Raw genomic sequence first — 26,793 nt, 5'->3', positions numbered from 1 at the left:
AGCGAAGACCGACCTCCTCCGAAAGCGAATCCTGTTGAGCGAGTGAATAACCCGGGATCCGCGATCACCAAATTTGTGCCAGATCCTGAATACTGACCCCATGACCGGCACCCTCGTGGACCCACAATCCCTGCCCGCCGAGTTGCGTCCATACCTGGCAGACCTCGTTCAGCGCATCCGCGCCGTCTGCGGGCCTCATCTCGTCAGCGTCTTCGCGGTCGGGTCCATCGCACTCGAGGACTATCGGCACAGGCGCAGCGACGTCGATGTGACGGTAGTAGTCGACCCGGCGCTTCCCGGCCAAGCTGTGCGCACACTGGCCGAATCACTCGCCCATCCCGCTCTGCCCTGCCCCGCGGCCGGGCTGGAGCTGGTGGTTTACGACTCGGACTTCGTCGTTCGTCCGTCCGATGAGGCCGGATATCTCCTGGATCTCAACACCGGCCCGCTGCTGTCGAACCGCGCCAGCTTCGATTCGACGGAATCACCGGCCTTCTGGTACGTCATCGATCGCTCCATCGCCCATCAGACCGGCCGTCTCCTATATGGGAGCCCAGTGCGGCAGGTTATTGCACCACCTACACGCCGCGACGTGTTTGCCGCGATTCTGGCTTCGGTTCGTGAGCACACCAATGGGGAAGGCCACCTGACCGACAACCAGGTGCTCAACGGCTGCCGCTCGGTAGCGTTCTGCCGCACGGGCCGATGGCTGGCCAAGCGCAAAGCCGCACAGATGATCGCCATGGCCGAGAACGATTTCCAACCTCTCATCGAAACCGGATTACGCAGCTTCCAGCGTCCTCGCACGGCAGCACTCCCGCTACCCACCGCCGACGTGCGGAAATTCCTCCTCTGGGTACGCGAATGTGTTGAAGAAACCGCCGCCGAAACAACCGCACCATGGCCGGAGCACTCAGCCACTGACCTGACCCCGTAGGGGCATGGCCACGGGAGTTGGCCGAGCGGTACGGCTGTGCCGGCGTGGAGGAGGCGTTGCCGGCGAATCGGCGAATCCACGCCCTGGCTATCCGAACTCGATCGGCAAGGTGGCATACCCGTGCAGAAAGTTCGAATGCAACGGTTGTGGTGTGCCCTTGGAGACGACGGTTCGGGCTGAGCGCCGCATCTCGTCCAGCACGATGGCAATCTCCAAGCGGGCCAGGTGTGCGCCGACGCAAAAGTGGGCGCCGTACCCGAATGCCAGATGGGGATTGGGCTTTCGATCGAACAACACCGCATCAGGATCGGAGAATCGGGTCTCGTCCCGGTTCGCGGAGACGTTCCACATCGTGACGATTTCTCCCGCCGTGATCCGCGCGCCGTGTATCTCCACGTCGGTGTTCGCAACCCTTCCGAAATGCATTGTGGGGGCGAAGCATCTGATGACCTCTTCGACCGCGGCGCCCATGTCCTCGGCTTCCTTGAATCGATCCCACAGTCGCGGATCTTCGGCGAACGCGTATACCGCGTTGATCATCGTAAGCCGGCTCGTCTCGTCGCCACCGAGAATGATGCTGTAGCAGTTGGTGACGATCTGGTCGTCCGACAGCGGCGCATCCTCGAATTCCTCGCCGATCAGTGCGGTGATCAGGCCGTTCGCCGGGTGTCGCCGCTGGGCTTCCACCTGGTCGAGCAGGCAGAGCAATATCTCCTGGCGCGCTGCCGAAGCCGCGACAGCCGACTGCGCGGCGTCTGCGGAGCTGAGGGCCTGCTTGGTCAACGAGACCAGCACGTCGTGTTCGCTGTCCGGAATGCCGAGCAGATCGCAGATGGTCCAGATCGGGATACGGGAGGCGATCTCTTCCGCGAAATCGAAACTGCCCGAACCCGACCACTCCGTCAGCAATCGCCTGGTGTGTTCCTGAATGCGGGGTGCCAGCGCGCGCACCGCGGTTCGTGTCAGCGCCGCTGTCATCAGCCGACGCAACCGGGTGTGCCGGGGCGGGTCCGTCACTGCGAGCATTTTGCCCGCCGCATTGTCCCGGCCTGCCAGCAAGGTGAGCAAGACGTTGCCTCGTTGCGAGGTGAACCGTTTGCTGTCGCGGTAAATGGTCACCGCGGGGTCGTAGCCGCAGACAACCCAGAATCCGGGGTGGTCGGGCGCACTGTCGTGCCAGAAGACAGGCTGCCGACGGCGTCGGTTGCGCCAGAATTCCGCTATATCCGCTCGCAAGTGTGTTGTCGGTTCGGTGAGATCCCACACCTGCATGTCATCCTGGCTCGTCGACCGGAACAGCGTGGTCATCCTCTGGTCACCAACCCGATTCCGAAATCGGCAGCAGCGGGGCCAATTGCGCGGGCGATGGGGCGTCGAGCAACATGCGCATCGTCATCTCCACACCGAGGACGGTGCGGATCCGTCGGGCGAGCTTTGCGGCTTCCATGGATTCGCCGCCGAGATCGAAGAAGCTTTCTGCGGGGTGAAACTCGGGCAGGCTCAGGGTTTCCGCGAACAGTTCGCACAGCCTCCGCTCCACCGGTGTCATCGTCTCCGGCGCGGTGCGACTCGAGCCGGGCCGTCGGACCGATTCTGCCACCGCAGTGTAATCGATCTTTCCGTGTGGCGTACGCGGCATTCGGATCAGGGTCTCGACGCGATCGGGCAGCAGATGGCCGGGCAGGTGTTCGGCAAGGAAACCGCGGATCTCGCTCGCACTGGTCGCACCGTCGACCACGACACAGCAGACCAGTTGGGTGTCGGTTGCTACCACCGCCGACTGGCGGACACCGGGGCAGCGCAGCGCGATGGTTTCGATCTCGCCCGGCTCGATGCGACGACCACGCAACTTGATGCGCCGGTCCATCCGCCCGAGAAATTCGAGCTGCCCATCGGACAGCTGCCGGACGAGATCGCCAGAGCGATAGAACCTTTGACCGGTCACCGGGTCGTCGACGAACGCGGCGGCTGTCTCCAGTGGCGATCCCACGTATCCGCGCGCCACCCCGAGCCCCCCGATCCACAGCTCGCCTGCGGCACCGGGCTCTGAGCCGGCGCCGTCGTCGCTGACGATCCGCAGAGTGGTGCCCTCGATGGCGCGGCCGATCGGGATGGGCAGCCGCGAACCGACCAGCGGATCGCTGATTGTGGCGCACACGGTGGTTTCGGTCGGGCCATAGGAATTGATGAGATGGTGCCGTACGGTCCACTCCTCGACCACGGCCGAGCTCGCCGACTCGCCCGCGATGATGAGTCGCAGTCCAGGTGGCATCCGGTGCTCCGGTATCGCCGCGAGCACGGATGGCACCATGATCGCGTGGCTGATGCGTTCCGCGACAATGACTTCGGCGATGCCAACCCCGTCGATCAGCTGATCGTGCGCGGCGAATACCGCCGTTGCTCCTGCGCCGAGCGTCGAGGTGATTTCCGCGATCGAGGCATCGAAGGAAGCCGGTGCGAATTGCAGCATGCGTGCGCCGGGCCCGAGTTCGAGTGCCGCCGCGGTGGCGTCCGCCATGGCTGAGATGCCTCGGTGCGGCACGGCGACACCTTTCGGTGCGCCCGAGGAGCCGGAGGTGAAGATCACATAGGCGAGGTCGTCCGGGTCGATGGCGGGGTACATCGGGAGAACCTGTGCTGTGGTGTCGGCGGATTCGGGTGGCGGGATCGGCACCGTGACGAGCTCTTCCGGCAGCACCGGCGGTGGATGTCCTGGCACGAGCAGCGCTACCCGAACCGCGCACACCGCGAGCATCGATCGCTTTCGTTCCTGGGGCTGATCCGCGGCGAGTGGTACGTATACCGCGCCGAGTCGCCAGATCGCCAACATCGCTGCGGTCGTGTGGGGATCGCGTCTGTGTGGGACCACTACGGCAACCGAATCCGATTTGGCGACACCGACTTTGGTCAATTCCCGGCAGATTCGACCGATCCAGTGATCTAGATCTTGGTATGTCACCGTTAACTGGCTACTTGTCAGCGCAACCTCGTGCGCCACACCGAAAGCTCGTTCGTCCAGCCGTTGCAACCAGGTCCGATTCGGTGGTTGGAGCGGCACCTCATCAGGTGTTTGCACGGTCGTGACTGTAAGCGAGCGACTAGCCTGGCGCATTACATCACCACCAGAAATGGGAATAGCTTAGGGGTTACAGGCGATCATGATCCTGGCGTATCCGGCCGGATAGGAAGTCGATCACCACGCGATTGACTTCCTCGGGCCGCTCGAGGTAGCCGAGATGGCCGCACCGGTCGATTTCGGCATAGCGGGCGTCGGGTATCGCTGCGGCAACTTCCCGGCAGTACTTCGGCGGCGCGAGCAGATCGTCGGAGAATCCGATAATCAAGCTGGGCGTAGTGATCCGCGTGTAGTCGGGGAGTCGATTGCGCGAGTAGTCGATGCCGAGCTGCGCCCGCACGCCGGGCGCTGCCGTCGCCGAGGCCGAGAACTCGAACATGTCGAGCCAGTGTTGGGCCGCTGCGGGGTCTTCGAGGGTGTGGGGTGACAGATGGAGTGTTGCCTTGATGGCTGCACCGTATCGGGGTGGCAGTCGGACATTCTCGTCATAGAGTGCGCGCTCGCCGGCATTGAGCGCGAGCAGCATCGGATGTGGGCGACCCGCCGTCGCCATCATCACCGCGTGATCTATCAGTTCGGGACGCTCGAGGGCCAGTTCCTGCGCCACGAGTGCACCGAGCGAGGTGCCCACGACATGCGCAGGTGTGCCCAAATACTCAATCAATGCAGCCGAATCGGCCACTAGATCGTCGATGGTGATGCCGTCGGCACTCTCCTCGGACGGGGCGATCCCACGGTTGTCGAGCGTCGCGACACGGAATCCGGCCTGTACGAGGGCGGGCACCTGGTAGGTCCGCCACGCTCGGCCCGGACTGCCGCTTCCCATGATCAGCAGAACCAACGGCCCTTCGCCGGCCATATGGTAGCTCAACCGTATTCCATTGACGATCGCTATTGACATGTGCTTGTGAGTACCACCTGGTCCGTGGGCCCGATGAGTCGCCGAGGCCGACTCCCGCGCGGAAAGTAGCAAGTGATGCGGTGCGCCCATCGGCCTCGAATTCTCAACAATGGGAGGTGGTGATCGGTTGTGCATGTGTGCCGAACTCGCCGCGATCAGCTCGCGGGTAGCGCGATGGTTGCCAAGCGGGTGCTGTCTGCGCCCGCTCCTACCGACAACGACCGTCGTCCAGATGGTTGCCGGCATCGGCACCATCAAAGAACTCGAGCACGCCTACCGACTGGGCATCCGGTCGGTGCGCGTGGACCGAGGCCGATGTGCGTACCGCGAGGCCCCCATCAGCGGGAATGAGTTGCCCAGGTCGACGACACGAAAGGTAACGCCGCCGAGTCAATCGGGAGTGCGCTCGTCGATGGTCGTCCGGCCAGGCAAGGGATGGGCCAGGAAACCGTCGGCGAAGAACATCATGGAGCCGCACTGATCGCATCGGTAGGCGTGTTGTTCGACAACCTGCTGGCCCCACTCACTCGGATGGTCGGACATCAGGCCGGTATGTCCGGTGATGAAACCGAGAACGCCGATGTAGGTCCGTTGCCGTTCACACCATGGGCAAGTCAGGTCAACGGACTCGCGCCTATGACGAATCTCGTTTTCTCTCAGCATTATTCGTTCTTGGGCGTGAGCTATGTAGCGTCCGGCTTCCGGGGGTGCCGGTAAGAATCGTGTCACCTGGTACATGAAGCGTCGCCGCCCCGGTCGGCCCCGTACTTCGGATGCGAACGGTGATGTGTCGACCGCAGCCAGAGTGGGCGGAAACGATCGTATTTGTCCCACCGCAAGCCGACCGTGCCGCAATCGGGAACCCTCAGCTCGCGATGCGCCCAAAATGAGGCATAACCCGTGTGCGATATCTACAGGACAGAACTGGACATGTCGGCCCTTTATGGGACAGTTCGGGGCATGGGCCGGTTCGAGTATGCGCGGGTGTCCACACGTGGGCAGAAAGACGACTCCCAGATCGATGCGCTCACGCTGCGGGGTGCGAACGGATCTGGGTGGACAATGCGTCTGGCAAGCTGGCGCGCCGTCCGGAGTAGGACAAGTGTTTCGAGCATCTGCGTCGCGGCGACGAGCTGGTGGTCACGCGGTTGTCGCGCCCGTTCCGGTCGGTGCGGCATATGACCGAGCTCGCCGCCCAGCTCGATGAGCGTGGAATCGATTTGATCGTGCTCAAACAGGGCATCGACACCATCACCCCGGCCGGTCGGTTCTTGTTCCACGTCATCGCCGCCATGGACGAGATGACTGCGGACCTGATCAGCGAGGGCACCCTCGAGGGCCTGGAATCGGCCCGGGCCCGCGGACGATCTGGAGGCCGACCACCGGCGCTGACAGAGCTGCAGGTACTCGAGGCGCGGGAGATGTACGACGAGCGCGACACCTCCGGCAAACGCAAATACACCCTCACCCAGATTGCCGAAACCTTCGGGATGTCACGCAAAACCATCTACCGCCACCTCGACCGCGGCGAGCACGATGCGGCCCAGAAGAGCAAGTGACGTCAAAGTCAGGCTTCCGCGCCAGCGAGGTTCACAACCAACGCGCGCCGGAAGATCAACGGGCCGAGATCATCCCAAGCCCAGATGCAGGTCCAACGCAGGCGCTGAGTTACGGATGGGGTGACCCTGCCGAGGCTCGGGTCGTCGATTGAAGGTTCTTCGAGGTTGGCAACTTATGCGGGCGTGCGTTGTACCAATTCCTGGATGAAGGCGGTGACGTCCACGGGCTTTTCCTCTGCCATGAAGTGGCCGGCATCGATCGGCTGGTAAGTGGCGGTCGGGGCCCATTGCTGCCAGAGGGCGGATGCGTCGAATCCGAGGCGCGTCCCCCAGTCCTGGGAGATCACTCCCACGGGCATGGCCAACTGGGTGCCTGCTTTTCGGTCGGCTCGGTCCATCTCGAGGTCCATGCCGGCTGTGGCGCGGTAGTCGGCAACGATGGACGGTACAGCGCGCGTGGAACTGTCGATGTAGTGCTGGCGTATGTGTGGTGGGAATGTGGTTCCGCTGGGGTCCCAGGCGTCGAGGAACGAGCTGAAGAAGTCTTCGGCGACTGCTTCGATCATCCTCTCGGGCAAGCCTTTTGGTTGCGCCATCAGATACAGGTGCCAGGCGACCGCTGCCTCGACGCCGTGGAGCACGTCCCAGGTATCCATGGTTGGCAGGACATCCAGGATCCCCAAGTGGGTGATCTTCTCCGGGTGGTCGAGCGCGGCCCGGACCCCGACCAGAGCGCCGCGGTCATGGCCGATCAGGCTGAACTGTTCGTATCCGATTTCGCGCGCGATATTGACGATGTCGTGCGCCATGGTCCGCTTCGAGTAGGTGTCCGGGGTCGTTTCTTCGGGTTTGTCGCTCGCGCCGTAGCCACGCAGGTCGGGCACGATAACCGTGTACCGCTCGGCGAGTTCACGGGCGACGTGCCGCCACATGAGGTGAGTTTGCGGGAAGCCGTGCAACAAGACGATGGGTTGGCCGTCACCGCCGGCGGCGACATTCAGATGGACACCGCCTTCCCCGGGGAGCTGTCGGTAGTCGAAGCCGTCGATCGTCGTGCCCGTCATGGGCGTGCACCTTTCGTTGGTTGGGTAGAGAAATGTGTCGTCAGGAGAAGATGGCCCGCAGCGGCGGTTCGGGTCTCACGCTTGCTCGCAGAGCGGGAATCAGGATGGTGTCGACCAGATGTGCCAGGTACTCAGGTCCTGCAGGAAGCCCGTTCAGCCTGCGTAGAAGCAGCACGGACCCGGTGATTTCCTCGTAGGGGAACGGTTGCGCGCCCACTGGTAGCTCTCCGCGGCCGATGGCCGCAGACATCACCGATGCGGGCAGTTTGGCCCCGGTCGGTCCGGTCGCTTCTTCGATATGGCGGCACAAGTCGGGGTCTTCCAGGCCCGCTTGGAGCAGCATCAGGCTCATTGTCGCGTCGGCTGAGCGCATGGTGGTGTCGAGCCGTTCGCACAAAGCGATCAAGTCTCCCCGCAGGGAGCCGGTATCCACCGCGTCAGCCGAGTTGCCGGACGCGGGGCCGGCCTTGACGGCGGCGACCACCATGTGACGCTTGGTCTCCCAGCGCCTGTACAGCGTCGCCTTCGACGCCCGAGCACGACGCGCGACCGCCTCGAACGTCAACGCGTCATAACCGATCTCGCCAAGCAGTTCCAACACGCACGCGAGAATCTCGACCTCGCGCACTCGATCCCGAGGCCGTCCGGTACGCACCCCAGTGGCCGGATCCGCGGAGCGCTCATTACGAAACGACACGTTCCGTACCGTATCAGGGCACCAACTCGACATCAATCGATCGGCGGTCATACCGAAAAGGACCAAACCCGAACTTCGTTGTTTTTGGGCAGTCCAGAGCCCACCAATAGCAGCCGTGCGCCTGTTCTGCACGGTGCTCGCCACATCGGCGGCCATCACCGGCCATCTCGCCACGCCGGACGTCAACGACCCGGCTACCACCGGGTGCCCTCCATGAAGTCGCGGCACCTGGTTACCTATCCACCGAGCGCGAGCCGGGAGTTCATGTTGAGCTTGACCTCACCGTAGGGCAGTACATGCGACCAGAACAGCGGGGTCAGGCCGCGTTCGTCCTCGGCGGTGAGTCCGCCGTCCCATTCCGGGTCGGCGAGGATGTCCTGGATCATCAGGACGTTGACATAGACGAGGGCGGCCTGGCAGATGCACAGGCACAACACGCTCATCTCCTGCTCATCGCGCCGGTTGGACACGATCTCGGACGTTTTCCCGTAGTAGATGAGAATCGGTCGGCAGATCCTCGGCGGGGTTGCGCCACTTCTCGGCACCGACAACCCAGATTTCCTTGCACCGCAACTGATCCCGCAGAGCCTGGAACGTGGCGGCTCGTACACCATCCGCACCACCCGCTGGGTTCCGTGCTTGTCCACCTGATGCACCAGCTCCGCCCAGTCCCCGCTCACGCCCCGATGCACCGGCACCTCGTCGCCGGCCGGGTAGTAGCGCAAGCTCGTGCCCGCGTACCTGCTGATCAGTTCGAGAGCGTCGAGTACCGGCCGGTGCGTGCTGTTGTTGCTGCGGAAATCTAGCACCGACAGCAGCTTGATCAGCCCGGCCCGGTAGTGGTTGGTGTAGGACGAGCGCAGTGTGGCCTTCACCGTGCGCTGATACGTCGGCCCCGATGATTTGAACTCGGCCACCAGATCCCGCAACACACCCTGCGGCGCGACCGGGAACACCGTGTCGCGCACCAGTTTGTCGCCCGTGTCGCCCGTCGCCTCGGCCGCCTTGAACAGCAGGTTCTCCTTGCCGGTGACCCGCTTGAACTCCTTGATCAGCTCGTTGGTAACCCGCACCTCCGCGCGGGCGTTGATCCGGTGCACCGTGGAATTGAGCAACTCGACCAAGGTGTCGGTGATCTCCCGCCTCCGACAACACAGCAATGCTGCCAGCAGGGTCAGCTGCGTTTCGAGTGGATGATCGCGCAGAGGCTCGGTGATTCCACCGCCGCGCGCCCACGCCAGCCGGTCAGGATCTTCGGCCCGACGTCGGCGAACACATCACCCGGTACTCCGACCGCACGTACCGCCTCCAGCTTGCCGATTTCGGTGAGTATCGTGTTCAGGCTGACGTTGCCCGGATCCGACCGGATCGCCGCCAAGACCGCTCGCCCGTCCTCAGCGTCACCGTCCGATGTTTCCCCGCCGCTGCCGAGCGGCGCGATCAGTGCCAGCAGTCGTGTTCTGACTGGCTCCGGCAGTTTGGTGCTGACCTGCGCGAACAGTATCTCCTCACCGCGGTGCAGCGCCGAACGGACCATCCTCTCTATCCGGCCGGCCGTGGGCGGCTTCACCTTCACCTCGCGCAGGCGTGCAAGCAGGTGTTCCCGCACTCGTTCGCCGCTGCGCTCGCGCTGGGTGACGTGCTCGACCAGCCACCCGACGATCTCGTCGGCGTCGCCGACACTGCATTCCCGAAACCCCAGCGATTCCCGGATCTGCGCTCGGTGTGCTTTACTTGTACGGCCGGTGAAGTCGTAGAACGCGATCTCGGTTCGTTCCACATCTACCTGGCGCGCGATGTAATCGACTGCGGCATCAGGGATTTCAGACCGCCCTCGCGGAAACCGGCCCCGCTCGGTATAGAACCGCAGCATCAGCCCGAATCCGAGCTTCGCAGCACCTCAACTTGGTGGTAACCAATTCCGGTTCCTTACCGAGCAACGTCCATCTGTCGATCAGCTCGTCCTGGTCCAGCTCCCTCATCACGCGCGGCAAGCTATCCGACACCGACCAGCACCGGGCCGCTTTTACGACAGCTTCATGTACCAGGTGCCACGATTCTTACTGGCACCCCTTCCGTCAGCGACAGTCCTTTCGCTTCGCCCCACGGGCCTTCGTACACGTTGTCGACGGCAGTCCGAAGATGCGCGAACTCCGCTTCGGAACGTCGTACCACCTGCGTGCTTCTGAGGCCGCCGCCTTCTACACGAAAGGTGATCTCTGCCCGTGAAACCCCTTGCGGTAAGCCCCTGGTCAGCTTTACCCGCTTAGGGTCATCCGCATCCGGCTTGAATTCGATCCCCCGGTCCGCCACACCATGCACGATACCGTCCAGTCCCGCCTCGTGGCGTCTACGACTCCTTGTTCGAAACTCGTCCTCGACCTGCCAAATGTTCGTCCAGTATGCGCGCGATGATCGGCAGCACGTGTGGGGCGGTCAGTTCGTCGTGGGTGACGTCGATGTCGTGGTTGATGATTTCGCCGGTAACATAGCGCCGCCAGCCGGCCGGACCGAAGATGTCCGAGGTGTCGACGGTAGCGCTGAAATACACGATGTCGCCGTCGAATACGGGACGCTGGTATCCCGTTCTGGCCCGCACCCCTGCGTTGTACGACCGGGCCATCCGCTCGACGGTGCCTGAGTCGAAGAGCGAAACACCGCCCAGCCGTGCACGAAGAAGATCGGCGGCCTCCTGTGCGGACGCCTCAGCAGGCACATCGTGGATACCGAAGATCGGGCCGAAAGTATTGACGAAGGCGCCCGCGCTGAGCCACTCGATGCTGTTACCGTCGATGTCAGCGGTATCGGTGTCCAGCAGCGTGAGGACGCCGACGGGATCGCCGGCGTCCTTCAGCTTCGCCGCCATCGCGTGCGCGATGAGTCCGCCGAACGACCACCCGAGCAGGTGGTACGGCCCGGTGGGCTGCACGGCGCGGATCTCGCGGATGTACCGATCGGCGAACTCCTCGATCGAGCGTGCCGGTGCTTGGTGGCCCCCCAGGTCCGGTGCCTGCAGTCCATAGATTGGTCTACCTGGTGCCAGTGTGTCCGCGAATCCCAGGTAACTCCATGACAACCCGGACGACGGGTGGATGCAGAAAAGCGCCGGTTCGGTGCCGCCGGGCCGGATCGGCAACACTCCGTCGAGCCCGAATGCGCCGGGTACGGGGTCGACCGCGAGGGCTGCGGTGTCGGCGGCCGCGGCTAGTGCGGCGACGGTGTGGTGCTCGAACACCTGCAGCGGGGTGCAGTCGATGCCCTGCTGCCTTGCCCTGGAAACGAGCTGGATGGTGATGATGCTGTCGCCGCCGAGGGCGAAGAAGGAATCGTCGGCACCGACCTTATCGAGACCGAGTAGATCCGCGTAGATGGCGGCGAGAATTTCCTCAGTCGGTGTCGAGGGTGCTCGGTACTCGGTCTGCTCGGCCGTGAATTCCGGTGTCGGCAGCGCTGCCCGATCGAGCTTGCCGACCGCGTTGAGGGGGATCGCATCCAGCACGACGAAGGCGGACGGAACCATATACGCGGGCAGGGTATCGGCCGCGACGGCGCGCAAATGTGCGATGTCGAGCTCGACGCCCTGGGCAGGCAGTACGTATGACACCGGCACAGTTGCCCCTGCCGGTCCGGCGCGGCCGATCGTCACCGCATATTCGACCTGTTCGTCGCGCGACAGCACGGTATCGATCTCGCCGAGTTCGATCCGTAGGCCGCGGATCTTGACCTGGAAGTCGCTGCGGTCCAGGTACTCCAGCTCGTACGCGCCGCCGTGCCCGGGGACCCAGCGCACCATGTCGCCGGTGCGATACATCCGCTCGCCCGGCTCGCCGTAGGGGTCGGCGACGAATCGACCCGCGGTCATCTCGAATCGGTTGAAGTAGCCGCGTGCGAGCGCGGGACCGGCCAGATACAGTTCACCCGCGACGCCGACGGGCACCGGGCGCAACCAGGTATCGAGCACCATACCGGCGGCACCGCGGATCGGCCCGCCGATGGTGATCGGTTCGCCCGCGACGAGTTCCGCGGGCCCGGTCGCCCAGATGCTGAACTCCGTCGGACCGTACAGGTTCACCATTCGCCGCCCGGTCGACCACCGCTCGATCAATTCCGGCGTCGCGGCCTCGCCTGCCACAGCGAGCACCCGCAGGTGGTCGAGGCCGGTGGGGTCCATCGTCGCCAGCGCCGATGGCGTGACCACCGCGTGGGTGACTCGTTCGGTGCGCAGCAGCCGATCCAGGTCGGGGCCACCGTAGACATCCGGCGGCGAGACCACGAGCCTGCCGCCGGCCCCATGCGCGGCCAGCAGCTCGGAGACCGACGCGTCGAAGCTCGGTGAGGCCACATGCAGCGTGCAGGCCGTCGGATCCAGCCCGAGTGACTGCTGTTGGGCCGCGACCAGATTCGCCACGCCACGATGGCTGAGCAGCACAGCTTTCGGCTTGCCGGCGGAGCCCGAGGTATAGATCAGGTATGCCGTCTGATCGATATGGATGGGGCCGCCGCGCTCCTCGTCGGTGATGGGCGCATCGGAGGCCGTCCTGACGCGTCGAATCGTCTCGAGGTCATCGAGCAGCAGCCAGTCGATGGTGTCCGGCAAGGTCTCGCCGATCACCGTGACAGTCACGCCGATCGGCGCCTTCGAGTCGGTGAGCATGTGCTCGATCCGCTCGACCGGATAGTGGGGATCCAGTGGTGCGAAGGCCGCGCCCGTCTTGGCCAGCGCCCATACCGCCACCACTGATTCCAGCGACCGAGTGAGGGCGAGCACGACGGACACCTCCCGTCGGACACCTCGGCGTAGCAGGACTCGGGCGAGGCGGTTGGACCAGGCGTCGATTTCGCCGTAGGAGACCGTCAGTTCGCCCGCGCTCACCGCGATGGCGTCGCGGTCGATCTGCGCTCCGGCGCAGAAAATCTCAGGCAGGGTCTGGGGTGACACGGGCTCCGGTCCGCGAACGGGCAGCAGGGCAGCGCGTTCCTCGCCGTCGCAGTACTGCAGCTGGGAGACCAGGGCGCGTGGGTTGCCGACGAGCTGTGTCAGCAACCAAACGAAGCGATCGAGCATGGGCCCGGCTGCCGCGTGGTCCAGCTGGTCGGCCAGGAACTTCAGGGTGATCCGCAGCGTGTTGTGCCCATCGCTGCCGCGGAGTGGAATAACCATCAGGTTCAGCGGATATGGTGTTGCGTCGGCGCCTTCGACGTCGATCACCCTCATCCCCGCGATGTCGAGCGGCTTCGACAACGCTTCCCGGTCGATCGGGTAGGATTCGAAAACGGTGAGCGTGTCGAACAATTCGGCGAGTCCCACGGCCTGATGGATGGCGGTGAGCCCGACATGTTGGTGGTCCATCAGCCGCGCCTGCTCGCTCTGCAGGCGGGCCAGAAGGTCGACCACCTTCTCGGTGGGATCGAGCCGCACGCGCACCGGCAGCGTATTGATGAACAGCCCGACCATTTCTTCGACACCGGCCAGTGCCGGTGGCCTACCGGACACCGTTGCGCCGAACACCACATCGGTTCGGCCGGTGAGCATTGCCAGCAGCATCGCCCAGCCTGCCTGCACAATCGTATTGGCTGTGGTGCCTGAATCGCGCGCGACCGTTTCCAATCGGTCGGCCGTGTCCTGGGACAGGTCGGCCGACACCATCGCGCTCTCGATCGAGCCCATCCCGGCCCGTGTCGGGACTGCCCGTGTCGGGGTGTCGATGCCGGCCAGGTATTGCGCCCATTCGGCGGTCGACGCGGCATAGTCTTGCTCGCGCAGCCAGGACAGAAACCTGCGGTAGGAGTGCGCGGACGGCAGCGTGGAGGCGTCGCCCGAGGTGACATACAGCGTCAGTAACTCGCGCACCAGCAGCGGCGTCGACCAGCCGTCCAGCACAAGGTGATGATTGGTCAGCACGAACCGGTACCGGTCGGTGGCGGTACGCACGAGCGTGCAACGCACCAGCGGAGGACAGGTCAGATCGAATCGGGTCCTCGCGTCCAGGGTGATCACCCGGTCGAGCTCCCGCTGCCGCTCCCCGGCATCGGCTATTCCGGTGAGGTCGATCTCCTGCCAGCGGATGTCGGCGTCGGTCAGGACGAGTTGGCGGGGCCCGTCGCCGGTTTCCGCGAAGGCGACCCGTAGGTTGTCGTGCCGTGCCACCACTGCCTGCGCGGCGGTGCGGAATCGCGTGGCGTCGACGGTGCCCGCCAGGGTGAGCAGCGACTGCACCGTGTAGCCGTCGGCGGTGTCGGGGTCGTACAGCGCGTGGAAGAACAGGCCGTACTGCAGGGGTGAGAGCGGCCATACATCGGCAAGATTCGGGTAGGCGCGCTCCCACGCGTCGATCTGTCGCTGGGTCACCGGCACGAGGTCGAAGTCGGACGGCGTGTGCCCGCCCGCGCCCACGGTCCTGGCGTGGTCGCCCAGAGCGCGCAGCGCGTCCGCCCAGAGTTCGGCGAGTTCTCCGACGTCGGCCGCATCGAGCAGCCGGGAAGCGTAGGCCCAGGTCACTTCCAAGCCGGTGTCGGTCAACACGGCGTTGATGTCGACGACCGCGGCCAACGGCGCTCGGTCATCCTGTGTTGCCGCGAAGCGTCGTGGCAGCCAGGCTCCGGTTGCGCCGCCGGTTGCCGATCGGCCCAGATAGTTGAAGCTGAGCTGCGGGGTCGGCGCGTCCACCAGCGCATCGGCGGTCTCGGCGTTCAGATAGCGCAGCAAGCCGAAGCCGATGCCCTTGTCCGGCACCGCGCGCAGCTGTTCCTTTGTGGATTTGATCGCGGCGCCCGCCGCGGGGCCGCCGGCGAACGCGTCGCCGAGGTCGATGTCCGTCAGATCGACGGCCACCGGATACACGCTGGTGAACCAGCCCACCGTGCGCGCGACATCGGCGCCGGGCAGGATGGCCTCCGCGCGCCCGTGGCCCTCCAGCGTGAACAGCGCTGACCTTCGGTCGCGCCAGCGGCTCACCGCCATCGCAAGCCCGGCTAGCAGCACATCGTCGGCGCTGCAGTGGAACCGGTCCGGCGCTGTGGTGAGTACTGTGTTCGCGACGTCCGACGCGACGGTGGTCTGCCAGGTCGCCATGGTGGCGACGACGTCGACGGCCGGATTCAGGGTGCCCGTGCCGATCGGCGGATCGGGCGTGGTCAGGATGTGTTGCCAGACGGGCAGTTCGCCACTGCGTCCGGCCGCGTGCTCGAGCTGTCCGTGCGCCCAACGTCGGAACGAGGTGCCGACTGGAGCGAGGGCGCCGCCCATGGCCGCGGTCGCCAGATCCGGCAGCAGGTTGCGCCACGAGACGCCGTCGGTCACGAGGTGGTGCAGCACCAGCCAGCACAGGGGATCGGCGTCCGCTCGTTCGATCAGCACGAAGCGCGCGACGATTCCGTTTTCGGGGTCGATCAGGTCGGCGGCACGCTGCAATTCGTGTTCGCAGGTCTGGTCCACGTCGGGACTTGTTGTCACGACATCCACCAGAGTGTCTGCTTCGACCGAACCAGGCTCGGCGACAACCCATTCCCAGCCGTGTTCGGCGTTCCGCAAAGAGCAGCGCAGCAGGTCGTGGTGGTCGAGTAGTGCTTGCACGGCCGCGACGAGCCGGGCGCGGTCGACGCCCGCCGGGAGACCGATCAAGACGGCCTGGCTGCACCGGCGCCAGGTACTTCCCTGCTTCAGCATCGCATGCACGATCGGCGTGAGCTCGACGACACCGACGCCGCCGCCGGGCAGCTCGTGTACCAACTCGGCACGCACTTCCCCGGCCGCCGCGGCCAGCGCGGCAACGGTCTTGCGCTCGAACACATCCCGTGCGCTGAAGCCGATCCCGGCGCTCTTCGCCCTCGAGACCAGTTGGATGGACACGATGCTGTCGCCGCCGAGTGCGAAGAAGCTCTCGTCGACGCCCACCGAGTCCAGCCCGAGAACCTCGGCGAATAACGCGGCCAGCACCTCCTCGCGCGGAGTCGAGGGCGCTCGGCTCATGTACGCGTGGGCACCGAAATCAGGTTCGGGCAGCGCCTTACGATCCACCTTGCCCAGCGGTGTCAGTGGGATGCTATCCAGCAACACGACCGCGGCCGGCACCATGTAGGACGGAAGCGATTCACCCGCAGCCGCTTTCAGTGCTTCCGGATGCACCACGGCACCCGGCTTGGGAAGAACGTAGGATGCGAGCGCGGTGGCCCCGGAGTCGGTCTGGGCGCCGACGGTGATCGCGAAGTCGATGTCCGGGTGTCGTTGCAGGGCGGCGTCGATCTCGCCGAGCTCGATACGGAAGCCGCGCACCTTCACCTGGAAGTCAATGCGGCCATGATAGTCCAGCTCCAACCTGCCGGAACTCTTGGTCCAGCGCGCCAAGTCTCCGGTGCGGTACATTCGCTCGCCGTACGCGTACGGATTCGCGACGAATCGGCCTGCGGTGAGGCTGTTGCGCTGATGGTAGCCGCGCGCCACGCCGGCACCGGCGAGATACAGCTCACCGATTACGCCCAGAGCCACTGGACGCAACCATGGATCGAGCACGACCGCGGAGACGCCGCGAACGAGGCCACCGATGGTGACCGGCGCGGCTGGTGTCAACGCGTCGCTCAACGTCACCGTGACAGTGGTTTCGGTGGGCCCGTATCCGTTGAGAAGAACACGGTCGGACCACTTGGTTACCAGGTCGGTTGGGCAGGCGTCGCCACCGACAATGACGGTGCGCAGGTCGGGTAGTGTCGCCGGGTCGAGAGATTCCACGACTGCCGGCGTGACATTGAGATGGGTGACGTGGTGCGCGCGGAGGACTTCCGCCATCTCCTCGCCCGCGTACGCCGACGGCGGGACGACAGCAAGCGTCGCACCGGCGGCGAAGGTGACCAGTGTCTCCTCGATCGAGATGTCGAAACTCGGCGAAACTGCGTGTGCCATCACGGAACCGGCACCGATGCCGAACCGGCGACCGGAACTCGCGACCAGATTTGCCAATCCCCGATGCGAGACCAGCACGCCTTTGGGTAATCCGGTCGATCCCGAGGTGTAGATGATGTACGCGACCTGATCCAGGTGCACCGCGGCACGCCGCGTGGTGTCGTCGACCGGTGCCGCGTCCTGCTCGGCGATGCTCCGGCCGGTTGCCTCCTCATCGAGGATCAGCCAGTTCACCTGGTCCGGCAGCGACTTTCGCGCGGCCGCCACAGTCACCCCGCCGACCACCCCGCTGTCGCCGACCATGTGCTCGATCCGGTCGGCGGGATAGGTCGGATCGATCGGCAGGAAGGCGGCGCCCGTTTTGGCCACCGCGAGCATCGCGAGCTCGGACTCGATCGAGCGCGGAATCGATATCGCCACACTGTGTTCCGGCCTGGCACCGGAGGCGATCAGGACGCGCGCGAGTCGGTTGGTGTATTCGTCGGCCCGGCGGTAGGTCAGGCTGGTCGCGCCGCTGCGAACAGCGATCGCCTCAGGGTCGAGCTTCGCACCGGCGGTAAGGATTTCGGGCAGCGTCCGGGGCGGGACGCCCGCCGGTCCACGTGCCGGTGTCAGCTCGGCCAGCTCGTCGTCGGACACGACAGGCACCGTCGACAGCGCCGCGTCCGGTCCGGCAGTGAGGAACCGGTGCAGGAACCGAAGGAACCGGCTGTGGTGCGCGGCCAATTCGGTGTCGCTGTACAGGTTCGCGTTGCCCTGGAAATCGATGCGTGTGCTCTCACCGCCCACACCGGGATACAGATTGACATACAGGTCGTCGATCAGCCCTGCGGTCAAGACATGCGCTTGTCCCGTGACCGCGCCGAGCTGGACTCTGGTGTCGACCATCATCAGGTTCACCGACGGACCGAACGACGCGACCTCATCCATCGGCCAGCCGAGGTCGCGGAAGATGTCCTCCTGACGGTACCGCTGCCGCCGCAGCGCGCCGGTCAGCTCACGTTGCGCGGCACTGATCACCTCGGCGACGGTCGTGGTCGGGTCCAGCGTGAGTCGCAGCGGGACGACGTTGGCGATCATGCCGCCGGAGCGCCGCATGATCGCCGTCGTGCGCGCAGAAACCGGCAGGCTCAATACCACCTCTGGTGCACCGGTCGTCGCGGCGAGATAGGCGCCGAACGCGGCGACCAACGTGGGGGCCACACCGGAGGAGGCCGTCTTCGCGACCGTCTCCAGCAACTCCGCCGCGTCCTGCGCCAGCGTGCCCTCGACGCGGCTCGGGTGCGCGTCGACGTTGGCGTTGCGGCCCGCGAGGCTCACCGGGTCGGCCATCCCGTCGAGGTGCCGGAGCCAGTACTCCCGGTCGGCCGCGAAGCGGTCGGAGCTGCGGTACGCTAGATCGGCGTCGACGATCTTCCTGAGGTTCTCGGCTTGTGCGGCGGGAGGCTGCCTTCCCTCGATCGCCGCGGTGTAGAGCTCGCCGGTACGCTGTGCCATGGTCGACACGCCCATGCCGTCCAGCACGATGTGATGAATCCGCCAGTACAAGAACCAGTGGTCGTCGGCGATACGCAGCATGACGACGCAGACCAGCCGATCACTCATCAGATCGAGGGGTGCCGAGTATTCGTCGCGCATCCAGGCGTGCGCGGCGGCCACGGGGTCGGGTTCACCCCGGAAATCCACGATCCGCGCACTGTCGTCCAGAGTGGGGTCGACGCACTGGAATGGATGGCCATCAATGTCGACCAGTCGCAGATAGCCAGTGCCGAACTCGCGTCCTGCCTGGCGTGCCGCCGGTGCCAGCCGGTCGAGGTCGATCCGACCGGCCAGGTCGACGTACTGGGCGATGGAGATCGGGATATCGCCCGCGATGTGCTGAGCAAACCAGATTCCGCGCTGCGCTGACGACAGCGGGAACGCCCCCTCGAGCAAACCGATACCGGTGTCGATCGGTGGAGCGGAAGACTGTTGCATGACGAGACCTTCATCCTGACCGCGCCGTAGCTACCCCGGGTAGTTACCGCAAGTTAACTACTGCGTTGTAGTCGTGCCAAGTTTCATTCTGAGCTGGCACGACGCGCGCCGAAGCTGAATTGCCAACAATGTGCCACTCGAACATTTCGGGATCGGGTCGCGCTACGATGGCCGCGTGAAGGGCGCTGGGGCGATTCCGGTGGACGTACGATCTCACCTGTGACCAGCAAACCCGCCGCTGCGCAGCACCTGCGCGACCTCGCGCGGTTGCGCCGCGTCCGCGACCGGATCGACCGGGAGTACGCGCAGCCGCTGGACGTCGAGGCGCTGGCCCGCGACGCGCACATGTCGGCAGGGCACCTCAGCCGCCAGTTCCGGCGCGCCTACGGAGAGTCGCCGTACGGCTACCTGATGACGCGGCGCATCGAGCGCGCGATGGCGTTGCTGCGTCGCGGCGACCTCAGCGTCACCGAGGTCTGCTTCGCGGTCGGCTGTGCGTCGCTGGGCACCTTCAGCACTCGCTTCACCGAGCTGGTCGGTATGCCACCCAGCACCTACCGGCGCCAGGCGGCGCTCGCGACGGTGGAGATGCCGTCCTGCATCACGAAACAGGTAACCAGACCGATCAGGAATCGAGAAGCGCCGGTGACCGAGCCGCACCTAGCCTGATCGCTATGGACATCACCATTCATTCGAGCTTCCTCCCGCACGACGACCCGGACGCAGCCTTGGCCTTCTACCGCGACACCCTCGGCTTCGAGGTTCGCAACGACGTCGGATACCACGGGATGCGCTGGCTCACGGTCGGCCCCACCGACCAGCCCGGCACGTCCATCGTCCTGCACCCGCCGGCCGTCGACCCCGGCATCACCGACGACGAGCGCCGCACCATCGTCGAGATGATGGCCAAGGGCACTTACGCCAGCATCCTCCTGGCCACCAAGGACCTCGACGGCACCTTCGAGCGGCTGCAGGCCGGCGATGCCGACGTCGTCCAGGAGCCGACCGAGCAGCCGTACGGGGTTCGCGACTGCGCCGTCCGCGATCCGGCGGGCAACCTGGTCCGCATCCAGGAGCTGCGCTGAGCCGTCCGTACCTGGTAATAGCTGTCCTTGGGACTGGGGACTGCGCGGCGCTGCTGATGGTTCCCCATCTCCCCGCCGCATCCAGGCCTGGCGCGAGGTGAGCGAGATGTCCGGCCGGGAAGCTGGGGCGCGGCGGCCGCGGGTGGGTCCGATGACTCGGCGGGCACGCCGCGGCCGTGGCCCAGCGGCTCCGCGGGCCGACGCGAAGGCGAACCAGACGTACTGCTCGGAGCTGGTTAGATCAAGCCAGGCGATGCCGACGGCGACCGCGAAGGCGGCCCCGCGTAACAGATGGAGACACGATGAGCACGGCCACGAGGAAGGGCACGCAGTCGTCCGCGCTGCATATTGCCGACAGTCACGATCTGATCCGTGTACACGGCGCACGCGTGAACAATCTCCAGGACGTCAGCATCGAAATCCCGAAGCGCCGGCTGACAGTGTTCACCGGCGTCTCCGGCTCGGGTAAGAGTTCCCTGGTGTTCGGCACGATCGCCGCGGAGTCGCAGCGGCTGATCAACGAGACCTACAGCGCCTTTGTGCAGGGCTTCATGCCGACGCTGGCCCGGCCCGAAGTCGATGTACTCGACGGGCTGACGACCGCGATCATCGTCGACCAGCAGCGGATGGGTGCCGACCCCCGCTCCACGGTCGGCACCGCCACCGACGCCAACGCGATGCTGCGCATCCTCTTCAGCCGACTCGGGCAGCCGCACATCGGCTCACCTCAGGCGTTCTCCTTCAACGTCGCCTCGGTCAGTGGAGCGGGCGCGGTCACTTTGGAGCGTGCCGGGCGGACAGTGAAGGAGCGTCGCAGCTTCAGCATTACCGGCGGCATGTGTCCGTCCTGCGAGGGCCGGGGCGCGGTGTCCGATATCGACCTCGCCCAGCTCTTCGACGACTCCAAGTCGCTTGCCGAGGGCGCGATCACCGTTCCCGGCTACAACGCGGGCGGCTGGAACATGCGGCTCTACAAGGAGTCGGGCTTCATCGACCCGAACAAGCCGATCCGCGAATACACGAAGAAGGAGCTGGACGACTTCCTCTACCGCGAGCCGACCAGGATGAAGATCGCGGGCATCAACATGACCTATGAGGGGCTGATCCCGCGGGTTCAGAAGTCGATGCTCGCCAAGGACAAGGAGGCGATGCAGCCGCATATCCGGGCGTTCGTGGACCGGGCGGTCACGTTCACCACTTGCCCCGAGTGTGGTGGTACCCGGCTCAGCGAGGCTGCCCGCTCGTCGAAGATCAAGGGGATGAACATCGCCGAAGCCTGCGCGATGCAGATCAGCGACCTGGCCGAATGGGTCAGCGGCCTTGACGAGCCGTCGGTGGCACCACTGCTCGCCGCGCTGCGGCACACCCTCGACTCGTTCGTGGAGATCGGACTGGGTTACCTCTCGCTCGACCGGTCGTCGGGCACGCTGTCGGGCGGCGAGGCTCAGCGCGTCAAGATGATCCGCCACCTCGGCTCCTCGCTCACCGACGTCACCTACGTCTTCGATGAGCCCACCATCGGACTGCACCCCCATGACATCCAGCGGATGAACGAGCTGCTGCTGCGGCTGCGCGACAAGGGCAACACGGTGCTCGTCGTCGAGCACAAGCCGGAGGCGATCGCGATCGCCGACCACGTCGTCGACCTCGGCCCCGGCGCCGGTACGGCGGGCGGCACCGTCTGCTTCGAGGGGACCCTCGAAGGGTTGCGGGCCAGCGGCACCGTCACCGGCCGCCATTTCGACGACCGGGCCTCGCTCAAGGACAAGAGGCGAAAGTCCACCGGCACATTGGAAGTTCGCGGCGCGACCACGCACAACCTCCAGAACGTCGACGTCGACATCCCGCTCGGGGTGCTCTGCGTTGTCACCGGCGTCGCCGGCTCCGGCAAGAGCTCGCTGATCCACGGCTCCATCCCCGCCTCGGAGGGTGTGGTGTCGGTCGATCAGGCACCCATCCGCGGCTCGCGGCGCAGCAACCCAGCCACCTACACCGGGCTGCTCGACCCGATCCGCAAGGCGTTCGCGAAGGCCAACGGCGTGAAGCCTGCGCTGTTCAGCGCCAACTCCGAGGGCGCATGCCCCAGCTGCAACGGCGCCGGCGTCGTCTACACCGACCTGGCGATGATGGCCGGCGTCGCCACCGTCTGCGAGGAGTGCGAGGGGAAGCGATTCCAAGCATCGGTGCTGGACTACCACCTCGGCGGCCGCGATATCAGCGAGGTGCTCGCGATGTCGGTGGCCGAGGCCGAGGAGTTCTTCGGCGCCGGCGAGGCGCGCATTCCGGCCGCGCACGCCATTCTCGACCGGCTCGCCGATGTCGGGCTCGGCTACCTCAGCCTCGGCCAGCCGCTCACTACGCTGTCCGGCGGCGAGCGGCAGCGGCTCAAGCTGGCCACCCACATGGCCGAGAAGGGCGGCGTCTACGTCCTCGACGAGCCGACCACCGGCCTGCACCTCGCCGACGTCGAGCAGCTGCTCGGTCTGCTCGACCGGCTCGTCGACTCCGGCAAGTCGGTCATCGTCATCGAGCATCACCAGGCGGTCATGGCGCACGCCGATTGGATCATCGACCTCGGACCGGGCGCTGGCCACGACGGCGGCCGGATCGTCTTCGAGGGCACCCCCGCCGACCTCGTCGCTGCCCGCTCCACCCTCACCGGCGAGCACCTCGCGGCCTACGTCAGCACCTGAACGACGCCCGCGCGGGAAGGGCGCCGGCCAGCGCCGCGTCGCTCGAGGTCGGTTTCGGCGAGACGGATGCGACAGCCGGGCAACTGCACTCGGCATTCAGCCGGAAATCTTCGGTCCGGTGGAGCACACCGGATTGCCTGCTCTGATTGCCACGGCGGCGTGTGCCTTTTCTGTCGGCACAAGAAGGGTTCAGCCTCGGCAATGGAAGCGCTCGCCGTCGGAGTCCGGTTGTCGCACGCCATCTTCCGGTGTTTCGTGCAGTATTCGCCGACGCGGTTGGATCCCGAATCAGGACATCGACGGGTCTGCTCCGGGGTGAGCGGATGGGGTGGGAGCGGTTGCGTGCCCGCGCTTGCCCAGACCAAACCGCAGTTGCCGCGCGAACGCGGGCATTCTGCCGCATGGGACAGCTCGTGTGGGTCGGCGGTTCAGGCCGGCTGATCCGACTATGTCCGATCCGAGTCGCACGTCGAACTGACAAACCGAGATCGACCTTTCGGTTTGCTAGTAAAACTGAAATCAGTTCAGTATGCTGACATCGATCCGACCGAGGAGACGACGCCATGACGCAGACCACAAGCAATTCGGAGACGTCCGAGCGAGACCTGAGCGGATGCCCGGTGATGCATCGCGACTTCGCTCCTGCGCAGGCGGCGGGCTGCCATTGGGCGCTGGCGGATGAACTGCGCGAGACGAGCCCGGTCTTCTTCAACACCTTCGCACAGGGTTACTGGGTGTTCACCCGCCACGACGCGGTGCGCGACATCTACAAATCGCCGCAGCTGTTCTCGAGTGAGTCGATCACGCCCTGGCAGCCGGACCCGATCTATCGCTTCGTTCCCACGCAGATCGACGCACCTGATCACATCAAGTACCGCCGGATCGTGAACACGTGGTTCTCGCCGCACGCGATCGACGATGCGGAGGCGACAATGCGCGGCCTTTGCCGCCGACTCGTCGAGGATGTTGCCCCCTCGGGCGAGTCCAACTTCGTCGGCGAGTTCGCCCTGCGCTTTCCCACCGAGGCGTTCCTCAGCGTGATCGGCATCGATCCCTCCGACGCGGACCTCTTCGTGCCGTGGGTCGAGGACTTCTTCGGCGGCTTCAGCGGAGACCCCGCCGGTCTGGAGCCGATGGGCAAAGCGCTCGACGGTATCCGCGAGTACTGGGTCGCCGCCTTGGCCGAGCGACGCACCGATCTGGTGCCTCGTGAGGGCGATCTCGCCACGCACCTGCTGCACTCGACCTTCGATGATCGTCCGCTCGCCGACGCCGAGATGCTCGACATGCTCACGGTGCTCGTGCTGGCCGGGCTCGACACGACACGCGGCACGCTCGGCTACCTGTTCCGGCACCTCGCGACGCACCCCGAGCATCGCCGGCAGCTGATCGAAGAGCCAGAGCTGATCCCGTCCGCGGTGGAGGAGGTGTTGCGCTTGTACACCATCGTCTTCGGCGACGGCCGAAAGGTGACGCGCGACATCGAGTTTCACGGCGTTCAGCTGAAGCAGGGCGATATGGTCTACGCGCTCGTCTCCGGAGCGAACCGAGATCCGCGGGTCTACGACCGGGCCGGTGAGTTCCTCATCGATCGCCAGCGCAACCAACACATGGGCTTCGCCAACGGACCCCACCGCTGCCTGGGCGCCCATCTCGCGCGCCGCGAGCTGCAGCTCGCGGTCGAGGAGTGGTTGCGGGTGATCCCGGACTTCCACATCGCGGGCAACGACGAGCTGACCGAGCGCGGCGGCGGTGCGATGATGACCCTGACTCGGCTTCCGCTGGCCTGGGAGGTGAAGTCGTGAGAATCACGGTCGACGGCACGAGCTGCACTGGGCACGGCCGCTGTTATTCGATGGCTCCGGACCTGCTCGCCTGCGACGAGGAGGGCTACGTCACGATACGGGATCAGACGATCGAGGTGCCCGACAACCAGGTGGAGGCGGCCGCCGACGCGGAAGGTACCTGCCCCGAGGGGGCCATCACCCTGAGCGCGCAGTGACTCGTCGATCCGGCCGCGGGCGGAAAACAGCGGGCAATCGATGGTCTCGACCGCTGGGTGATGGCGCGCGAATTCAGCCCTGCATGCGCCTCCGAATGACCACACCACCGACAGACGCCCCTCGAGGAGACACGCAATGAAAAGACGCATAGTGGTCGTCGGGGGTGGCTCCGGTGGTTGTGTCGTGGCCGCGCGGCTGTCCGAGGATCGAGACAACGAGGTCGTGCTCGTCGAGGCGGGGCCCGACTATCCGACGGTCGATGATCTCCATGAGCACGTGAAGGACGCCTTCACCTTCGGGTTCACGTCACACGACTGGGGCTACGTATCGGACGACCACATCCCTGGCTCCGCCAATGCCCCTACCTTCGCCATTGTCGAGCAGGGGGTACTTCCGGTGCTACGCGGCAAGGTGATGGGTGGATCGTCTTCGGTCAACGCCACGAACGCGCTGCGCCCGACCCGGCGCGATTTCGAGCAGTGGGTAGGCCTTGGCTTGGACAAGTGGTCGTGGGACGAGGTTTTGCCGTATCTGAAGCGACTCGAGAACGATCCTGTCGGGGGTCCGCTGCATGGCGTCGACGGACCTGTCCCGATCAAGCGATGGAGCGAAGGGGACGGACTGAGGCCGTTCATGGCGGCCTTTGTCGAATCGGCCGTCAGCCTCGGCTACCAGGTGGTCGACGATCTCAACGGTGAAAGCCAGCTCGGTGTCGGCCCGGTCCCGTTGAACCAGAAGGACGGAATCAGGCAGAGCGCCGCGGTGACCTACCTCGCGGCTGCCCGCCACCGCAAGAATCTTGCGGTTCGTGGCGGCGCTGATGTCGACCGGCTCGAGATTGTGGACGGACGACCGCGTGCGGTCCTGCTCGCCGACGGCGAGCGCCTCGATGCGGATCTGGTGGTGCTGTGTGCGGGATCTATCGGTACGCCGTCGATCCTGATGCGATCCGGAATCGGGCCGGCCGAGGTGCTCGAGCAGTTGGATATCTCGGTCGAAGTGCCGCTGGAAGGCGTTGGCCGCAATCTCCGCGATCATCCGTTGGTGTACATGACCTATTCCGGCGATGCGGAGGCCATCGGCGAGCTCCTGCCACCATTGGAGGTCGTCTTGACGACGGGTGCGGCAGGGCCGGGCAGTTCAACGGACATCGACCTACATGTGATTCCCTTCACCCTGGAGTCCGGCTCGGTTCTTGTCGCCGTCGGACTGGTTCGCCCGTACTCGATCGGATATACCGAGATCAGATCTGCTGATCCCGACACAGACCCGCGGATCCTGCTCAATCTCCTGCATCATCCCGATGATCTCCGCCGTTTGGTGCAAGGCGTCGAACTCACGCGGCAGGTGATGAACTCCGGACCGCTCGCGAAGTACGTCGGCGACGAGCTGTGGCCGGGGCCGGCGGCCGTCACCACTGGTCAACTGACCCAGGCAGTCCTGGAAGCGAAGAACACATACGCGCACGCCGTGGGCACGGCATCGATGGGCGACGCGGGCAGTCCGTGGGCGGTCGTGGGACAGGACTGCAAGGTTCACGGTCTCGATGCGCTGTATATCGCCGACGCGTCGGTCATGCCAACGATTGTCGGCGTGCCCACCAATACCACCACCATGATGATCGCCGAAAGGTGCGCAGACTTCATCAAGGGCACCTTCATCTAGCCGGACCGAGCACTCGGGACGGGAAACGGCACGGGCATGACTATCCCAACCAGGCCCGGAGCCTCGAAGCGGCGGCGTCAACAGCTCGTGGCTTCCTCCTCCGGATGCATGTGCAGCAGTCAGTATGCCGATGTATCCGCTCAGGACTTGGGGGAGTCGACCGTCTATCTCGCCAGCTTCAATTTCTCAGTCCTAGCAAGGGGGTCATCCCCCACTCGGCGAGGCGCCGATACCGGGAGT

The 26,793-nt window shown here is 65.4% G+C and carries 16 protein-coding genes and 1 pseudogene; 8 read left to right on the top strand and 9 right to left on the bottom strand.

Annotated elements, in window-relative coordinates; all coding sequences use genetic code 11:
* Positions 1–100 precede the first annotated feature (100 nt).
* Positions 101–937, top strand: a complete 837-nt coding sequence (locus tag AB0H00_RS12680; protein WP_357265071.1) for an aminoglycoside adenylyltransferase domain-containing protein — start codon at positions 101–103, stop codon at positions 935–937.
* 87 nt (positions 938–1,024) lie between these two features.
* On the opposite strand, the gene AB0H00_RS12675 is transcribed toward AB0H00_RS12680, so the two are convergent.
* The 4 genes from AB0H00_RS12675 to AB0H00_RS12660 form a co-directional block, all read right to left on the bottom strand.
* Positions 1,025–2,245: a cytochrome P450 gene (locus tag AB0H00_RS12675; RefSeq protein WP_357265069.1), complete on the bottom strand. Its 1,221-nt coding sequence runs from the start codon at positions 2,243–2,245 to the stop codon at positions 1,025–1,027.
* Between the two features lie 7 nt (positions 2,246–2,252).
* Complete coding sequence (locus AB0H00_RS12670) at positions 2,253–4,013, bottom strand: non-ribosomal peptide synthetase (protein WP_357265067.1); 1,761 nt, start codon at positions 4,011–4,013, stop codon at positions 2,253–2,255.
* Positions 4,014–4,083: 70 nt separating this feature from the next.
* Positions 4,084–4,914 (bottom strand): alpha/beta hydrolase, encoded by an 831-nt coding sequence (locus AB0H00_RS12665; RefSeq protein WP_357265066.1) that lies wholly within the window; start codon positions 4,912–4,914, stop codon positions 4,084–4,086.
* A gap of 390 nt (positions 4,915–5,304) precedes the next feature.
* Positions 5,305–5,457 carry a hypothetical protein gene (locus tag AB0H00_RS12660; protein ID WP_357265108.1) on the bottom strand — a complete coding sequence of 51 codons (153 nt, stop codon included), beginning with the start codon at positions 5,455–5,457 and terminating at the stop codon, positions 5,305–5,307.
* A gap of 593 nt (positions 5,458–6,050) precedes the next feature.
* On the opposite strand from AB0H00_RS12660, the gene AB0H00_RS12655 reads away from it, so the two are divergent.
* The gene (locus AB0H00_RS12655) at positions 6,051–6,473 is read left to right on the top strand and encodes a recombinase family protein (RefSeq protein ID WP_357265064.1); all 423 of its coding nucleotides are present in this window, start codon (positions 6,051–6,053) and stop codon (positions 6,471–6,473) included.
* Positions 6,474–6,646: 173 nt separating this feature from the next.
* On the opposite strand, the gene AB0H00_RS12650 is transcribed toward AB0H00_RS12655, so the two are convergent.
* The 5 genes and pseudogenes from AB0H00_RS12650 to AB0H00_RS12630 form a co-directional block, all read right to left on the bottom strand.
* Positions 6,647–7,537, bottom strand: a complete 891-nt coding sequence (locus AB0H00_RS12650) for an alpha/beta hydrolase (RefSeq protein ID WP_357265062.1) — start codon at positions 7,535–7,537, stop codon at positions 6,647–6,649.
* Between the two features lie 40 nt (positions 7,538–7,577).
* Positions 7,578–8,234, bottom strand: coding sequence for a TetR/AcrR family transcriptional regulator (locus tag AB0H00_RS12645; protein WP_357265060.1), 657 nt, complete (start codon positions 8,232–8,234; stop codon positions 7,578–7,580).
* A gap of 236 nt (positions 8,235–8,470) precedes the next feature.
* Positions 8,471–9,349 (bottom strand): Tn3 family transposase, encoded by an 879-nt coding sequence (locus tag AB0H00_RS12640; protein WP_357265058.1) that lies wholly within the window; start codon positions 9,347–9,349, stop codon positions 8,471–8,473.
* Between the two features lie 59 nt (positions 9,350–9,408).
* Positions 9,409–10,116, bottom strand: a pseudogene (locus tag AB0H00_RS12635) (DUF4158 domain-containing protein); the annotation flags it as partial.
* A gap of 468 nt (positions 10,117–10,584) precedes the next feature.
* Positions 10,585–19,107, bottom strand: coding sequence for an amino acid adenylation domain-containing protein (locus AB0H00_RS12630; RefSeq protein WP_357265056.1), 8,523 nt, complete (start codon positions 19,105–19,107; stop codon positions 10,585–10,587).
* A gap of 219 nt (positions 19,108–19,326) precedes the next feature.
* Between AB0H00_RS12630 and AB0H00_RS12625 the strand changes: the two genes are divergently transcribed.
* From AB0H00_RS12625 to AB0H00_RS12600, 6 genes are all read left to right on the top strand, one after another.
* Complete coding sequence (locus AB0H00_RS12625; RefSeq protein ID WP_357265054.1) at positions 19,327–19,776, top strand: helix-turn-helix transcriptional regulator; 450 nt, start codon at positions 19,327–19,329, stop codon at positions 19,774–19,776.
* 5 nt (positions 19,777–19,781) lie between these two features.
* On the top strand, positions 19,782–20,192 hold the full coding sequence (locus AB0H00_RS12620; RefSeq protein ID WP_357265052.1) for a VOC family protein: 411 nt from the start codon (positions 19,782–19,784) through the stop codon (positions 20,190–20,192).
* 302 nt (positions 20,193–20,494) lie between these two features.
* The gene (locus AB0H00_RS12615) at positions 20,495–22,885 is read left to right on the top strand and encodes an excinuclease ABC subunit UvrA (RefSeq protein WP_357265050.1); all 2,391 of its coding nucleotides are present in this window, start codon (positions 20,495–20,497) and stop codon (positions 22,883–22,885) included.
* A gap of 563 nt (positions 22,886–23,448) precedes the next feature.
* Positions 23,449–24,690, top strand: coding sequence for a cytochrome P450 (locus tag AB0H00_RS12610; protein WP_357265048.1), 1,242 nt, complete (start codon positions 23,449–23,451; stop codon positions 24,688–24,690).
* The gene (locus tag AB0H00_RS12605) at positions 24,687–24,887 is read left to right on the top strand and encodes a ferredoxin (RefSeq protein WP_357265046.1); all 201 of its coding nucleotides are present in this window, start codon (positions 24,687–24,689) and stop codon (positions 24,885–24,887) included. Before AB0H00_RS12610 ends, AB0H00_RS12605 begins: the two co-directional genes overlap by 4 nt.
* 136 nt (positions 24,888–25,023) lie before the next feature.
* Positions 25,024–26,553 carry a GMC family oxidoreductase N-terminal domain-containing protein gene (locus tag AB0H00_RS12600; RefSeq protein ID WP_357265044.1) on the top strand — a complete coding sequence of 510 codons (1,530 nt, stop codon included), beginning with the start codon at positions 25,024–25,026 and terminating at the stop codon, positions 26,551–26,553.
* Positions 26,554–26,793: the final 240 nt, after the last annotated feature.

Origin of the sequence: Nocardia sp. NPDC023852 (assembly GCF_040639505.1) — a bacterium.
Lineage (GTDB): Bacteria > Actinomycetota > Actinomycetes > Mycobacteriales > Mycobacteriaceae > Nocardia.
The sequence above is the reverse complement of the archived record's forward strand: the minus strand, read 5'-3'. Positions and strand labels throughout refer to the sequence as shown.

Bases quoted from the DNA above. Each gene is read 5' to 3' on its own strand.
- AB0H00_RS12680 (WP_357265071.1), top strand. From the start codon at position 101: ATGACCGGCACCCTCGTGGACCCACAATCCCTGCCCGCCGAGTTGCGT.
- AB0H00_RS12675 (WP_357265069.1), bottom strand. From the start codon at position 2,245: ATGACCACGCTGTTCCGGTCGACGAGCCAGGATGACATGCAGGTGTGG.
- AB0H00_RS12665 (WP_357265066.1), bottom strand. From the start codon at position 4,914: ATGTCAATAGCGATCGTCAATGGAATACGGTTGAGCTACCATATGGCC.
- AB0H00_RS12660 (WP_357265108.1), bottom strand. From the start codon at position 5,457: ATGTCCGACCATCCGAGTGAGTGGGGCCAGCAGGTTGTCGAACAACAC.
- AB0H00_RS12650 (WP_357265062.1), bottom strand. From the start codon at position 7,537: ATGACGGGCACGACGATCGACGGCTTCGACTACCGACAGCTCCCCGGG.
- AB0H00_RS12630 (WP_357265056.1), bottom strand. From the start codon at position 19,107: ATGCAACAGTCTTCCGCTCCACCGATCGACACCGGTATCGGTTTGCTC.
- AB0H00_RS12620 (WP_357265052.1), top strand. From the start codon at position 19,782: ATGGACATCACCATTCATTCGAGCTTCCTCCCGCACGACGACCCGGAC.
- AB0H00_RS12615 (WP_357265050.1), top strand. From the start codon at position 20,495: ATGAGCACGGCCACGAGGAAGGGCACGCAGTCGTCCGCGCTGCATATT.
- AB0H00_RS12610 (WP_357265048.1), top strand. From the start codon at position 23,449: ATGACGCAGACCACAAGCAATTCGGAGACGTCCGAGCGAGACCTGAGC.
- AB0H00_RS12600 (WP_357265044.1), top strand. From the start codon at position 25,024: ATGAAAAGACGCATAGTGGTCGTCGGGGGTGGCTCCGGTGGTTGTGTC.